Annotated in this window: 11 protein-coding genes; 10 read left to right on the forward strand and 1 reads right to left on the reverse strand. The window is 50.1% G+C overall.

Translation table 11 applies throughout. The features are described from left to right. Positions 1-47 precede the first annotated feature (47 nt). The 3 genes from H6570_13205 to H6570_13215 all read left to right on the forward strand — a co-directional run bounded on the left by H6570_13205 (position 48) and on the right by H6570_13215 (position 4,965). Positions 48-1,577 carry a hypothetical protein gene (locus H6570_13205; protein ID MCB9320234.1) on the forward strand — a complete coding sequence of 510 codons (1,530 nt, stop codon included), beginning with the start codon at positions 48-50 and terminating at the stop codon, positions 1,575-1,577. A gap of 72 nt (positions 1,578-1,649) precedes the next feature. Then, the gene (locus tag H6570_13210) at positions 1,650-2,189 is read left to right on the forward strand and encodes a histidine phosphatase family protein (protein MCB9320235.1); all 540 of its coding nucleotides are present in this window, start codon (positions 1,650-1,652) and stop codon (positions 2,187-2,189) included. Positions 2,190-2,319: 130 nt separating this feature from the next. Continuing rightward, a complete protein-coding gene (locus H6570_13215) occupies positions 2,320-4,965 on the forward strand; it encodes a valine--tRNA ligase (GenBank protein ID MCB9320236.1) in 2,646 nt (881 codons plus the stop codon). A 57-nt stretch (positions 4,966-5,022) separates the two neighbouring features. Here the strand turns inward: H6570_13215 and H6570_13220 are convergent, their stop codons facing one another. Then, positions 5,023-5,316, reverse strand: a complete 294-nt coding sequence (locus H6570_13220; protein ID MCB9320237.1) for a hypothetical protein — start codon at positions 5,314-5,316, stop codon at positions 5,023-5,025. A gap of 14 nt (positions 5,317-5,330) precedes the next feature. Between H6570_13220 and H6570_13225 the strand changes: the two genes are divergently transcribed. The 7 genes from H6570_13225 (at position 5,331) to H6570_13255 (ending at position 14,644) form a co-directional block, all read left to right on the forward strand. Next, the gene (locus H6570_13225) at positions 5,331-6,017 is read left to right on the forward strand and encodes a hypothetical protein (GenBank protein MCB9320238.1); all 687 of its coding nucleotides are present in this window, start codon (positions 5,331-5,333) and stop codon (positions 6,015-6,017) included. 601 nt (positions 6,018-6,618) lie between these two features. Then, on the forward strand, positions 6,619-7,896 hold the full coding sequence (locus tag H6570_13230; protein ID MCB9320239.1) for an aminotransferase class V-fold PLP-dependent enzyme: 1,278 nt from the start codon (positions 6,619-6,621) through the stop codon (positions 7,894-7,896). 117 nt (positions 7,897-8,013) lie between these two features. Next, positions 8,014-8,391, forward strand: coding sequence for a VOC family protein (locus H6570_13235; GenBank protein MCB9320240.1), 378 nt, complete (start codon positions 8,014-8,016; stop codon positions 8,389-8,391). Between the two features lie 378 nt (positions 8,392-8,769). Next, a complete protein-coding gene (locus H6570_13240; protein ID MCB9320241.1) occupies positions 8,770-10,263 on the forward strand; it encodes a peptide MFS transporter in 1,494 nt (497 codons plus the stop codon). Between the two features lie 134 nt (positions 10,264-10,397). Continuing rightward, positions 10,398-11,894 (forward strand): TolB family protein, encoded by a 1,497-nt coding sequence (locus H6570_13245; GenBank protein MCB9320242.1) that lies wholly within the window; start codon positions 10,398-10,400, stop codon positions 11,892-11,894. A gap of 207 nt (positions 11,895-12,101) precedes the next feature. Next, a complete protein-coding gene (locus H6570_13250; GenBank protein MCB9320243.1) occupies positions 12,102-12,737 on the forward strand; it encodes a carbohydrate-binding family 9-like protein in 636 nt (211 codons plus the stop codon). Between the two features lie 248 nt (positions 12,738-12,985). After that, positions 12,986-14,644, forward strand: coding sequence for a trypsin-like peptidase domain-containing protein (locus H6570_13255; GenBank protein ID MCB9320244.1), 1,659 nt, complete (start codon positions 12,986-12,988; stop codon positions 14,642-14,644).

A 14,644-nucleotide genomic window follows, 5' to 3' on the forward strand; every position in this document is an offset into this window, starting at 1 on the left:
GATCAGGTTCCCCTATCTCTTGTAAATTAACTACGAATGTTAAAAATATGAAATACGTTAGTTCCTTTATTATCATCTTTTTGTCCAGCATGTTACCGGTATGGAGTCAAACCTATGCGGTTAGTATTGGGGCAAATGTGACTCCCGCGGTCCGCTCCGGCTTCGATCCCGATGCACGGCTTTTTCTTTTTTTCAGCAAATACGAATTCAGCCCTCCCTACACTCAAATCTGGCCTAACGGTGGCAATGCGATATTTGCAAAGAATCTGCATTGGTCTCCTGACCAGCATCTGGTCATTTCAGACCTGACTGACTGGAGCAAAACACCCACCTGGGATCTGAATGGTGTACCCTCCGGAACTTATTATGTGCAGATCCTCTGGGATCAGGATCAGACCGAATCCCGTATCGATGCACCAGGGAACCTGATCAGTGAGGTTAAAAAAATAGAGCTCAGCTCGGATACACACCTGCAATTTAATCTGCAGGAAATAATCCCCGAACGTACACTGATCGACAATCCTCTGGTCAAATATTTTGAAATAACGAGCGATACCTTAAGCGCCTGGTGGGGCAAGCCGATGAAGATCAAAGCTTCCATATTGCTGCCCAGCGGCTACTATGACCACCCGGACGCAACCTATCCGGTACGGTATCACGTCGCCGGATACGGCGGCCGGTACACGCGGATCAACCGGGTTATGAATCCGGAAAATCCTTTTTCCAGCTGGTGGACTTCCGGGGAGGCCCCTCAGATCATAACCATTTACCTCGACGGAGAAGGGCCGTATGGGGATAGCTACCAACTGGATTCCGACAACAGCGGCCCATATGGCTATGCGTTGACTCATGAGCTGGGTCCAAAAATCGAGACGATGTATCATGGCGCCGGTACACCACAGCTGCGCTTTGTAGATGGTTGCTCGACCGGAGGCTGGGTATCGCTGGCCCTGCAACTTTATTATCCGGACTTTTTCAACGGATGCTGGTCATACAGTCCGGATGCCATCGAGTTCAATAACTATCAGCTGATCAACATTTACAAAGACAAAAACGCTTTCATCAATGAGTATGATCTGGAACGACCGGTCATGCGGGAGACCAGTGGCGAGCCTATGATGCTCATGCGTGAATTTATTACTTATGAGAATGTGCAGGGCAAGACCAATACCTACGTTACTTCGGGTGGCCAGTTCAGTGCCCATACGGCATTGTACAGCCCGAAGGGAAAAGATGGACTGCCGGCCCCATTGTTTGATCCCTTCACCGGAGAAATCGATCATGAAGTGGCTGAATACTGGAAAAAATATGACCTCACAATGTATACTAAGGAAAACTGGCCGGAACTGGGGCCCAGGTTGCAGGGGAAAGTCAATATCTGGATGGGTGACATGGACAATTTCTATCTTAACCTCGGGACGAGGGCATTTGATGAATTCATCCAGTCAACCGAAAATCCGCATTCCGATGCCGTCATTCGCTTTACCCCGATGAAAGGGCATTGTGCCGAGTACGATCAAAGGACCATACTGGAGGAAATGGCACAAAAAATAGAGTCAATGCATCTGAAAGGCTAATCAGAACCTGAGCCGTACTCCGGTTTACCAATTGCTCAAAATTCCAGTTATCTTCATGTACAAATAACCACCATGATGCGTTTAATCACCCTGATTTGCTTACTTGCCTTTGTCAGCGCCTGCCAGATGAATCCTGCCACCTCGGAGGAACAGTCGACTCAATACTTTCTGGTCCGCCATGCAGAGAAAGGACAGGACGATCCGAAAGATCCTTCACTGACAGCCTTTGGTGAAGCACGAGCCCAATTGCTCGCTGATGAACTAAGCAAGGCAGGCATTACGGCCATCTATTCAACTGGTTACAAGCGCACTCAGCAAACAGCCCAGCCCTTGGCCGACCGGCTGGGCGTGCCGGTCCTGACCTACGATGCCAAGCGTGATTTGACCGAATTTTTGCAGGAAGTGCAGATGAATCATGCGGGAGAGAAAGTATTGATCGTGGGCCACAGCAATACGGTTCCCAATATGGCCAATATACTGACCGGCACCGAATCATACCAGCAATTTGATGATGCGGATTACAATCACCTGATCATCGTTACCGGCTCCTTGGGTCACGGTGTGGTGGCTGACCTGTCGATATCGCCCTGTCCGGTAGATACGATGCAATAAGTCCTCATTCAGAAAAGCCTGTGTCGCAATTCCAGTGACCAGTATGGGCTTGATGCCAACATTCAACCTTCAACCTTCAACATTCAACATTCTTAATACTACCTTTGCTGTTTCATTGTAAAATTGACCTATGGAGACCCGGTATAATCCTCAATCCGTCGAGGGAAAATGGTATCAGCATTGGGAAAAATCCGGCTATTTTCATTCCACTCCGGATGAACGGCCGTCATTTACCATTGTCATCCCGCCACCAAATGTGACCGGTGTCTTACACATGGGGCATATCCTCAACAACACCATCCAGGATGTCCTGACCCGGCATGCACGCATGACCGGTTACAATGCCTGCTGGGTGCCGGGGACAGATCATGCCTCCATTGCCACCGAAGCGAAAGTGGTACGTTGGTTAAGGGAGGACATGGGCCTGACCAAAGGGGAAGTAGGCCGGGATAAATTCATCGAATATGCCTGGCAGTGGACGGAGAAATACGGCGGGATCATCCTCACCCAATTGCGCAAATTAGGCTGCTCCTGCGACTGGGAACGTACGGCATTTACCATGGATGACACACGCTACCCCATGGTCATCGACACCTTCATCGATCTGTACCAAAAAGGCAAACTGTACCGTGGAAAACGCATGGTAAACTGGGATCCGGAAGCGAAAACGGTGTTGTCCAACGAAGAAGTCATCTACGGGCAGGAACAATCCAGGCTGCATTACGTTCGCTATCAGGTAGAAGGGTCACCGGATGAATACCTGACCATTGCAACCACCCGGCCGGAGACAATTCTTGGTGACACCGCTCTGGCTGTCCATCCGGATGACGAGCGCTATAAGAACTTGCATGGCAAACGGGTGCTGGTACCGCTCATCGGACGATCCATCCCCATCATTACGGATGCCTATGTGGACCGTGAATTTGGAACCGGAGCCCTGAAGATCACCCCCGCCCACGACCCCAACGACTATGACATCGGATTGCGGCATAACCTGGCAATCGTCGATGTTCTGAACGATGATGGTACCATGAGTGATGCAGCACAGCTCTACATCGGCATGGACCGTTTTGCAGCCCGAAAGGCCATCGTGCCAGCGCTGGAGGAAGCGGGACACATCGTTAAGATCGAAGACTACACCAACAATGTAGGGCGCTCGGAGCGTACCAATGCCATCATCGAGCCCAAGCTGTCCCAGCAATGGTATGTGGACATGCCGGCGCTTGCCAAACCGGCCCTGGAATCGGTGCTGAATGATACCATCCGGTTTTATCCGGAAAACATGAAAAACACCTACCGCCACTGGATGGAAAACATCCGCGATTGGTGTATCTCCCGCCAACTGTGGTGGGGCCACCGAATACCGGCGTATTACCTGGTTAGCCCCAAAGCCGGAGAGGAAGATCTGGTATTCGTCGCGGCCTCCGTCGAATCGGCACTTGACCAGGCGCAAGCCGCTACCGGTCGCACTTTAACTCCGGCGGACCTCCGCCAGGATGAAGATGTGCTGGACACCTGGTTCTCGAGTTGGCTTTGGCCGTTCAGTGTGTTCGGTGGGCCCGAAATGGAGAAAGAACTGGCTTATTATTACCCGACCAGCGTTCTGGTTACCGGTTGGGATATTATCTTTCTGTGGGTGGCCAGGATGATCATGGCGGGTTACGAATACCGGGGTGCTTATCCCTTTAAGGATGTGTATTTCACCGGCATGGTACGCGACAAGCAGCGCCGTAAAATGAGCAAATCGCTTGGCAATTCACCGGATGCATTGAAGCTCATCGAGGACTTCGGAGCCGACGGGGTCCGGTTTGGGATCCTGGCCTCCTCCCCTGCCGGCGGTGACCTGCTCTTTGACGATAAACTGTGTGAACAGGGCCGTAATTTCTGCAACAAGATCTGGAATGCCTGTCGCCTTGTCAAAGGATGGGAAGCCGATGATCATGCAGCAACACCGCTGGCCAATCACTTTGCCATGGACTGGTTTGCCATGCGTACGCAGGAGGTGGTCCGGGATGTAACGGCAAATATTAAACAGTATCGACTGTCGGAGGCATTGATGTCGCTGTATACGTATGTCTGGAATGACTTCTGTTCCTGGTACCTGGAAATGGTCAAACCTATGGGTGGACAGGGCCTGGATGCACAAACCTATGCAACCACCATCCGGAATTTTGAGACCATCCTCACGTTGCTGCATCCATTTATGCCTTTCATCACTGAAGAATTATGGCATCAGCTCGGAGATCGTGCTCCAGGCGGTGAGTGCATGATGCAGGATTATCCCGAACCGCAGGATTTTGACGCAGTCCTGTTAAGGGAAGGTGTTTTCCTGACTGACCTGGTTGGGAAGATCCGCGATGAACGCAATAAAGCATCCATCAAAATGAAAGAGGTGCTTCCCCTGCAGGTAGACAGCAAAGAAGGCGTTGCCGCACACTGGCATCGCACGGGATTCATGCAGTTGCTAAGCAAGATGGCCAATCTTTCCGACGTAGAGCATGTGTCTGAAGCTCCCGGGCAAGGCCTGCAATTCATCCATGGTACCGAGACCTTTTATATTCCGGTGGAAGTCCAGAAAGATACGGCGGAAGAGCGTGCACAGATCGAGAAAGATCTCGCTCATGCGCGGAACTTTGTGAGAGGCATTGAAGCGAAATTGAGCAATGAACGCTTTATGGCCAATGCGCCGGAAGCCGTGGTAGCCAATGAACAGAAGAAACTGGCTGACGGCAAGGCACGGTTGCAGATGCTGGAAGAAGCACTGGGGAAATTGTGATCTAAGGTAGAGCAGATCGTATAAATGTTGGATGTTGAATGTTGGATGATATAAATATTACTTTGGAGTGGAATCGTATCCAATCGACCCAAGAATCTTTGTTTTTACCAGCAGTGCTAAAATTTTTACTTGGTGTTGTTGCGGTTCCCTGAGATTCAAAAATAGTGCAATTCCGTCCAAAGTGTACGGTGGTTTGCGTCGGAACTTGCGGGCATTACCGGCAATTTCGATTGGCATCCTGTCATAATTTTGAGTTGCGGTGTATTCTCCTAAAGGTTTGGAAACCATTGCAATGACAAGTGTTAAACAAGTCCCATCATCCAATATCACCCGTTCAACCCCGTTAAACATCCAAAGGCTTATCCATGGGTATCCGGTGCATCATGTTCGTTCTGCTATCATTCGTCGGTAGCAGATTATCATCACAGGATACCAGTTCCCAAAAGATCCTGAAAGTATTCCTGCCTTTCCAGTACAATGATCGTCTCTATCAGCAGGACCAGATCAATTACAGCCTGGGCGGCTTTCAGGTTGTATTGCCAACCCTGAATTTAGCCTGGACCAAAAAAGGCATTACCCATGAAGCCGGTTTACATCTCCTCAAACTGGACCACCGGTCCTTTTACACCAATCCTCCTAAAGAAATGCCGGACGTCTTCGGAGAAACCCGTGAAGTACAAATCGGTTTACAGGGCTACTACTCATTCAATGTAAATCTTTATCCGGATCCTCACCTGCAGCCTATGATCGGTGTAGCCATCAGTCCGTATTTTCACCATCAGTGGCGGGAACCCATCAATACCTACGGATTGCACGAAGAACAAACCGTCTATGGTAATACCGTATGGCTCCTTCCACGGCTGGACTTCAATTGTGGAAAGCAGGTTTTCTTCGAATTGAGTGTTCCGATTGCCTTACTGGACACCTACTGGATCGAATACTTCAATGCAGCCACCGGAAAAGAGTCCCCTTCCACCTTTTATTCGCTGGCCAGGCCACCCTTATGGCGTGTCCAGCTGGCAGTAGGTTATCATTTGTGGCCGGAAAGGTGAAGAGGGGCATGGGGCATGGAGCATGGAGCATGGAGCATGGAGCATGGGGCATGGAGCGTGGGGCATGGAGCATGGGGCATGGAGCATGGAGCGTGAGGCATGGGGCATGGGGCATGGAGCATAGAGAGTGGAGCATGGGGTACAAAACAAGGGATACTAGCCACAAACGTATTATCAGGATCTTCTCTATCTAAATCACTGAATAATTACACCTTACATAACACAAAAGAAAAATTTATTCCAAATTTTCAAAAAACGAATACTACAGCCATTTCTCCTGCCGTTATAAAAGCATCCTACCAAGATGCACACCCCCCGTAAAGGTGCGGAGTGTGTTTCCATTTTGATTTACGATTTGACTAGAGTTATTAAGGCAAGTTTATCGTGCAGATACTGCTTGCTGAATGTCCATATGCTTATTTCCGGCCAAATGGAGGGCCATTGCCGGTCATTGATATCGGGAGGATGTTAGATCAGTGACCAGGTATTTGGCCCACCTTCGACTTTCCTATTCTTTACCATATAAATGTCTTACTTTTAAGAGATAGTGTATCATCACTATCTCTTAACTTTTTATTTTCAACCGTAAGACCATTGTTCAATGAATAAACGCAGATTTTTCCTCCGTCAGGTAGCCCACACCTCTGCCGGAGTACTGCTGGGAAGTTCTTTTCTCAGTGCCGCAACCCGTAATGCCATAACCGGCATGGCCAGCCTCCCCGATGCTGGCGCCGACGACGATACCTTCTGGGAGCAGGTCAAGCAGGCCTATACTGTCAATGCAAACATGATCAACCTGAACAATGGCGGTGTATCCCCGCAGCCCAGGGCTGTGCAGGAAGCGGTGGAACATTACAACCGCCTGAGCAATGAAACGCCCTCCTACTACATGTGGCGCATTCTGGATCAGGGCCGTGAACCCGTTCGGGATAAACTGGCCGATCTCGCAGGCTGCTCGCCCGAAGAGATCGCCATCAACCGCAACTCTTCCGAAGCACTGGAGACGGTCATCTTTGGCTTGCCGCTGAAGGCAGGAGATGAGGTGGTCCTGACCAAGCAGGACTACCCGAATATGATCAATGCCTGGAAGCAACGCGAACACCGCGACGGCATCGTTCTCAAATGGATCAATCTGGAATTACCCATCGAAGATGAAAAGACCATTGTGGATGCTTTTGCCTCGGCCATTACGCCCCGCACTAAAATTCTGCATGTCACCCACATGATCAACTGGACCGGGCAAATTCTACCGGCAAAAGCCCTCAGCCAACTGGCTTCACAGCATGGCATTGAAGTCCTGCTGGATGCCGCACATACCTTTGCACATTTCCCTTACGACATCAAAGACCTAGGCGTCACCTATATGGGCACCTCCCTGCACAAATGGCTCTGCGCTCCTTTTGGCAGCGGTATGCTGTACATTCAGAAGGATAAAATAGGCAAGATCTATCCGTTGCTGGCCGCACCGGACCCTACCAGCGAGGACATACGCAAATTTGAAAACCTGGGCACCCGTTCCTTTGCCATTGAACAAGGGATCGGCCATGCTGTTGAATTCCATCACATGATCGGTAGTGAGCGCAAGGGAAAACGGCTGCATTACCTGAAAAATTACTGGGTCGAGCAAGCCCAGTCGATCCCTGGCTTCCAACTCCATACTTCCCTTAAACCCGAATGGGGCTGCGCGCTCAGCAACTTCTCCGTGGAAGGAAGGGACATTGGAGATCTGTCCAACTTCCTTTACAATAAATACAAAGTGCATACGGTGCCGATCAACTGGGAAAATATCCACGGCATCCGGGTGACCCCGAATGTCTATACGGCGACGCGGGATCTTGACCGGTTTGTAGAAGGTATATGGGCTTATACGAAGACCTGATTAAAATGGAGCAGGCAGTAGCTTGTAAACAGCAGGCAGACAAGGGCTCACTGAAAATGGTATTTTAGACTTGCTTTCGTATCGTCTTTCAAGCATTTTAAAAGCAATCAACGGGGTATGCATGGTAAATTAGAATGGCTGGACCTGACAGTCCCAAATGCAGAGAAAGTCCTGGCGTTTTACCAGAAAGTTATTGGCTGGGATAATTCGGTTGTCAATATGGGCGATTACGATGATTTTTGCGTGATGCCGCACGGGGAAGAAATGCCTGCAGCAGGAATTTGTCATGCCCGCGGCGATAACGCTGACATCCCACCGGTTTGGATACCCTACTTTACCGTACACGATCTGGACGCCAGCATCAGGGACTGTCAACTTCATGGAGGCACTTGTCTTACACCCATCAAAAAAATGGGTGCCCGTTCCCGCTATATATTTATCAAAGATCCGGCTGGAGCAGTTTGTGCACTGTTTCAGAAGGATCCGGATCAATAAAACTACACACTGTACCAGGTATGGCCGTCAAATAATACCGGCGAAAATCCCACCACCGTTTCCGGCAGATAACCCGGATGAGTTTAACATCTTTGGACAGCAATTATGGTTGCTCAGAGAGGAATTTCAACACGCGGGAACGCATGAATAACACATTGATGCCACACCGCTGTCTTCAGGCACGTATGTCTATGAATTAAGAGTCGGTGATCTGGTTCAGCGAAAAAAACTGCTGGTCATCAAATAGCTGTGATGAAATGGATAGCAAGATTATCGCGCAACCATTTGTTCAACCTGTAGCTATTCGGCTATTCGCCAATTATTGAATAGAACTTTTTTTCTATCTTTCTCTCCTAAGTACCAAAAGCAAAACTGGACATGACGGCAGCAATGGAAAAACAATGGTTTGGGCATCCCCGGGGATTAGCCACCTTATTCTTCACTGAAATGTGGGAACGCTTCAGCTATTACGGGGGGCGGGCCATGCTGATCCTCTACATGACCGCGGCCGTTACCGCTGATAACCCGGGCCTGGGATTGAGCGTGGTCGAAGCGGGCGCCCTGTACGCCCTTTACACTTCCGTCGTCTACATGACAAATTTACCCGGTGGATGGATCGCCGATAAATTCCTTGGTGCGCGGAATGCGGTTTTCTGGGGTGGTGTGTTGATCGCCGCAGGCAACCTCTGTCTGGCGCTTCCCTTTGGGACCGGCACCTTCTTTACCGGACTGGGAATTGTGGCCATTGGGACCGGACTTCTGAAGCCTAACGTAAGCACCATGGTTGGCGCCTTGTACAGCAAAGAGGACAAACGCCGCGATGCCGGTTTTTCCATATTTTATATGGGTATCAACCTGGGGGCATTCCTGGCCCCGATCATTGCCTCTTCCCTCATCGGGCAGCCGATCAATTGGAGGCTAGGGTTCCTGGCCGTTGCCATCGGTATGGTCCTGGGATTGATCCAATACCGGATGGGTGCCAAATACCTGGGAGATATCGGGCTGCATAAACGCAGTGGCACCAACGAGGAACATGCCAAACAGCAGGCACTGCTGAAAAAGGCGATGATGTACCTCGGCATTGCCGTGATCCTGATCCTGATCGGGCATTTCACCGGACTCGCTACCCTGACCATCACCAGGACCTCCAATGCCATCGGAGTCATCCTCCTGCTTATACCTATCGTTTATTTTGGGTTTTTATTCAGCCAGGGTGGATTTTCCAGCGAAGAAAAAAAACGCATTGTCGCCATCATCATTTTCTTTCTGGCAGCAGCATTATTCTGGTCTGCCTTTGAGCAGGCAGGCTCTACCCTGACCCTGTTTGCAGATCGCTTCACCAATAACCAGGTGTTTGGGTTTAGCTTTCCGTCAACCCTGTGGCAGTCGGTCAATTCCGTATGGATCATCCTCCTTTCACCCGTCTTTGCCTGGATCTGGATGTCTCTGAACCGGAATAATAAGGAGCCTTCGACTCCATTAAAATTTTCATTGGGACTCATCTTCGTCGGTTTGGGCTACCTGGTCCTCGTTCCCGCCGCCATGAGACTCGATGCCGGAACAGAAAAAGTAGGTGTTATTTGGCTACTGTCGGTGTATTTTCTTCATACCGTAGGTGAACTTTGCCTCTCTCCGGTCGGACTAAGCGCCATGACTAAACTGGCCCCGGAACGTATCGTAGGGCAAATGATGGGCATTTGGTTCCTGGGAGCCTCGCTGGGAAATTTCATTGGAGGCCGTGTGGGTGGATTGTTTGAGTCATTCGACCTAAAATTCATCTTCCTGGCAGTCTGTGGAACCAGTGTACTGGCTGGACTGATCATGCTGGCTCTGGTGCCCTGGATGAAGCGAATGATGGGGAATGTAAAATAAGTTTGCGCACACCAGAGATCAATTCGGCGTGCGTTTTATCCGGACATTTTCCAAAGGTTCCGTAATTTAAGGCTGTATTAAACAAGGCCCGGCAGATCCCCAGTCTGGGGATGTGGGCAATAGAATAGCCTCTTATGAAAACGTTTATTAGCCTTATCTCCGCTATGTTTGCATTACAGTCCTTTGTCCTGGCCCAGCCCCTGGGTATATTTGACAATCACCTTGATGTAGGTGCCGTTAAGCATCCTGGTAGCGTCGTATTTGATCCCCACGATGAGACCTATCTCCTATCTGGTTCAGGAACCAATATGTGGTTCGGCGAGGATCAGTTTCAATACGTCTGGAAATCCATTCAGGGAGATTTTATTCTGCGCGCAGAAGTCCATTTCATTGGCGATGGCGTTGATCCGCACCGCAAGGTGGGCTGGATGGTGCGCAATAATCTGGAGACCGGTTCACCCCATGTGAATGGTACCGTCCACGGCGACGGGTTGACCAGCCTGCAATACCGCCGGACGACCGGCGGGGATACCGAGGAACTCCGGTCTGATGCCCAGGCGCCGGATGTCCTGCAGCTGGAACGCCGGGGTAGCACCTTCCTGTTCTCTACCGCAAAATTTGGACAGCCCTTTACCACCATCGAGGTAAATGATATCAATCTGCGAACTGAAGTTTTTGCCGGCATCTATGTCTGTTCGCATAATGCGGACGTCACCGAGCGTGCTGTCTACCGCAATGTTCGCATCACCAAACCGGCCTATGAGGGCCTGGTACCCTACCGCAATTACCTGGGCAGCCGGGTGGAATTGCTGGAGGTAAGCACCGGAGAACGACGCGTTCTGTTCACCTCAGCGCATTCGCTGCAGGCACCTAACTGGACACCAGATGGCAAGCGGTTGATCTTTAATTCCAACGGCCTGCTGTACACCTATGAATTTGCCAGTGGAGAGATCCATCCACTCAACACCGGCCCGGTAACCAACAACAACAACGATCACGTACTCTCTTTCGATGGAGAAATGCTGGGCATCAGCAGCCAGAACTCCCAGGATGAAAACAGCTCCACCGTGTACATCTTGCCCGCTGCGGGTTCAGACCACCCGGAACAAATCACCGGCCCGGGAGTAGGTCATTCGTATCTCCATGGCTGGTCACCCGATAAAAAGAAACTCATCTATACCGCTCAGCGCAACGGTCATTTTAATATTTATCAAATTGACATCGCTACCAAAGTGGAAACGCCACTGACTCACACGCCGACCCTGGATGATGGCTCCGAATACAGCCCGGATGGCCAATACATCTATTTTAATTCCAATCGCACCGGCACCATGCAGGTCTGGCGCATGCGTCCCGATGGCAGTGACCAGACCCAACTCACTTTCGATGAGTTGAACGACTGGTTCCCCCACCCTACGCCTGATGGCAAGTCCATGATATTTGTCAGTTTTCTGCCGGAGGTTAATTCCGGGGATCATCCCTTCTACAAACAGGTCTATTTACGCACCATGCCCATCGAAGGAGGCACTCCCCGGGTCGTTGCTTACCTCTATGGTGGGCAGGGCACCATCAATACGCCAAGTTGGTCACCGGATGGAAGGTATGTGGCGTTTGTGAGTAATTCGAATTAGAGGTAGCAGGGGGAAAAAGGAGAAAGGAGAAAGGAGAAAGGAGTGAAGCCGTTTGTGCTGCAGTGGTGTGGAGGATGCGGTATGGGGTGTGTGGTATGTGGTGTGAGGTGTGCGGTATGGGGTGTGAGGTGTGTGGTTTTAATGAAATAGAAATGCAAGATGTATTCAATCCTTTATTCCATTATTTTGACATTGATCCCGGGCAACATGAAAAGTTATGAAGTACCCTATACCCACCATTCACTGACCATAACGGGGATGGGCGTTGACCAGCAATGGACGCAGGCACCCATCCTGCAAGATTTTTCCGCACCATGGAATGAAGGCTCTGTACCACATACCCAATTTCAGGCCCTGTGGGACGAGGTCAATTTCTATTTCCTGTTTCATGCGGAGGATGAAAACATCATCGCCCCCGGCGATCCGGACGATAAACGCGGCGTATTGCCATCGGACCGGGTGGAGATCTTTTTTAAGGCCAATGGAGGCATGGACCCTTACTATTGCCTGGAGATGGATCCCCGGGGAAGGGTGCTGGATTACATTGCCCGTTATTACCGCAAGGTTGATTTCGACTGGGAATGGCCGGAACAGGACCTGGAAGTTAAGGCATCGCATACGGATGATCATTATACGGTGGAAGGGCGGATCAGCCTGCAGGCATTGCGTGAAATGGGCATTCTCCGTGGTGATGAAATGGAAGCAGGCCTGTTTCGTGGGGACTATTACCCTGTAGAAGGTCATGATAATCAGGTGAACTGGATTTCCTGGATCAAGCCGGAATCCGTAAAACCAGATTTCCATATACCCAGTGCTTTTGGGAAAATGTTACTGGTCAGGTGACCCTGGCTTATTTATTGACACCCGCTTATCCCAGGCTTCCGGTTTCCAATCAGCACATAATGGCCCATACATCTGATAAATAGTTGTTTTTCAACTATTTAATACCTTCTCTACATATCTGCTTACAGGTTTACCCATAGATCAATTTCAAGGAATACCCATCCCACAATCCACAATTTCAAGGATATACCCCGCCATGATCCAGGTCGATCTTTGTACTGTACAATAAATCAAAAATCACCTTTATCATGAAAGCACAAAATAAAATCATCATCAAACACCTGAGCGGAAGCAAGGTGAACCAAATCGAAGAATTCAACTTCGACCAAACGGACCAGTTGTCCATTGGGCGTGAAAGCTCGAATGCCATTCAATTCAACCCCGAAAGTGATGCCATGGTCAGTCGCAAACATGCATTGATCACCTGGACCGACTTCGAACACTACCAGATCGAGGACCTCAACTCCACCAACGGAACGTACGTAAATGATGAAAAGATATCCGGTCCTAAAGAACTGCATGCCGGTGATACCATCCGGATGGGTTCCAACGGTCCTTCCTTTGAATTTGACCTGAATCCACGCCCGGCAAGCCATTTGGCTGCTACCCGGATGGTTTCCATCGGTGGTGGCAAAGCTACCGAGGAGCTGATACCGGTAGAATTGCAGGCAAGCGCCACGCCTCCGGTAAAAGATTCCATCGGAAAGCAAACTTTCGAGCGCGCCATCAAAGTGGAACGTTCACGTTCATCCAGGACGCTGGTCGCTTCCATTCTCGGTTTGGTGATCATCATTGCTGCTGGTGGATTTGCCTTTAAGGACAAACTGTTTAAAGATCCCGTCATCGTTGACAATACCACCACCGTCGTTAAAGATTTCTTCAATCCGGCGGAAATCGCTGCCAACAATATGAATAAAGTGGTCTTCATCGAGTTCGGATACAAACTGATCCACACCGAGACCGGTGACGATGTTTACCACCAGTATATGGAGCAGGAGGATAAAAAGACCAAACAGAAATTCCAGCTCCCTCTTTACATCGAATACAACGGTAAGATCGAACCATTGCTCGGTTTGAAGAAAAACACACCGATAGGCAGGCCGATCGCCGTATCACAAGCTACCGGATCAGGATTTGTTGTCGATAAAAACGGATTTATCCTCACCAACCGCCACGTAGCCGCCAACTGGAATACTGCCTATCATTTTCCTCCGGACGCCCAAAAAGGAATCCTGTTACGCTTTGGTGCGAAAGGAGTTGAAATGGCGGGTCAGGTGGATGCACCGTCCGACTGGGTACCTGCTGAATCCAAATTGTTCGGTCAGAAACCCATCTCCGGCAAGATCCTGGAAGGTCAGGTCACCTATATGGATGTCACCTTCGCCAAAAACGACCTGCGCACCCCAGCCAAGATCGTGCGGGTAAGCAATACCCATGACGTAGCCATGATCAAAATCGACCTCCCCGGCGAACTGGAACCGGTCAAACTGCGGGAAAAAGACGATGACATCCAGGCCGGTCAAAAAGTTGTGGTCATGGGTTATCCAGCCATCTCACCCGAAGCCGTCGTGGTCAAGTCCAGTGAAGATGTGTTTAACCGCAGCTCCCAGGTCATCCAGGTTCCGGATCCTACCGTGACAGACTGCAGCATTGGTAAGGTCATCAAAGGCCAGACCCAACTATCCGGTCAGAATACAGAAGGTTACTACAGCTCATTCGGTGACGTCTATCAGCTGACGACCAGCGAGACCGGTTCAGGTAACAGCGGCGGCCCGGTATTCGATAAGGACGGTAATGTGATAGCCATCTTTTCTGCCGGTCGCTGGGACGGCTCTACAGCCATCACCTTTGCCGTACCCATCCGTTACGGGATTGAATTGATGAAAACCCAGCGGGTTATTCAGTAA

This window comes from Lewinellaceae bacterium (genome assembly GCA_020636135.1).
Classification (GTDB): Bacteria; Bacteroidota; Bacteroidia; order Chitinophagales; family Saprospiraceae; genus JAGQXC01.

Coding starts and splice junctions, on each gene's coding strand:
- H6570_13235 (MCB9320240.1), top strand. CDS start 8,014: ATGCATGGTAAATTAGAATGGCTGGACCTGACAGTCCCAAATGCAGAG.
- H6570_13255 (MCB9320244.1), top strand. CDS start 12,986: ATGAAAGCACAAAATAAAATCATCATCAAACACCTGAGCGGAAGCAAG.
- H6570_13210 (MCB9320235.1), top strand. CDS start 1,650: ATGATGCGTTTAATCACCCTGATTTGCTTACTTGCCTTTGTCAGCGCC.
- H6570_13205 (MCB9320234.1), top strand. CDS start 48: ATGAAATACGTTAGTTCCTTTATTATCATCTTTTTGTCCAGCATGTTA.
- H6570_13240 (MCB9320241.1), top strand. CDS start 8,770: ATGACGGCAGCAATGGAAAAACAATGGTTTGGGCATCCCCGGGGATTA.
- H6570_13245 (MCB9320242.1), top strand. CDS start 10,398: ATGAAAACGTTTATTAGCCTTATCTCCGCTATGTTTGCATTACAGTCC.
- H6570_13215 (MCB9320236.1), top strand. CDS start 2,320: ATGGAGACCCGGTATAATCCTCAATCCGTCGAGGGAAAATGGTATCAG.
- H6570_13250 (MCB9320243.1), top strand. CDS start 12,102: ATGAAAAGTTATGAAGTACCCTATACCCACCATTCACTGACCATAACG.
- H6570_13225 (MCB9320238.1), top strand. CDS start 5,331: ATGGGTATCCGGTGCATCATGTTCGTTCTGCTATCATTCGTCGGTAGC.
- H6570_13220 (MCB9320237.1), bottom strand. CDS start 5,316: ATGTTTAACGGGGTTGAACGGGTGATATTGGATGATGGGACTTGTTTA.
- H6570_13230 (MCB9320239.1), top strand. CDS start 6,619: ATGAATAAACGCAGATTTTTCCTCCGTCAGGTAGCCCACACCTCTGCC.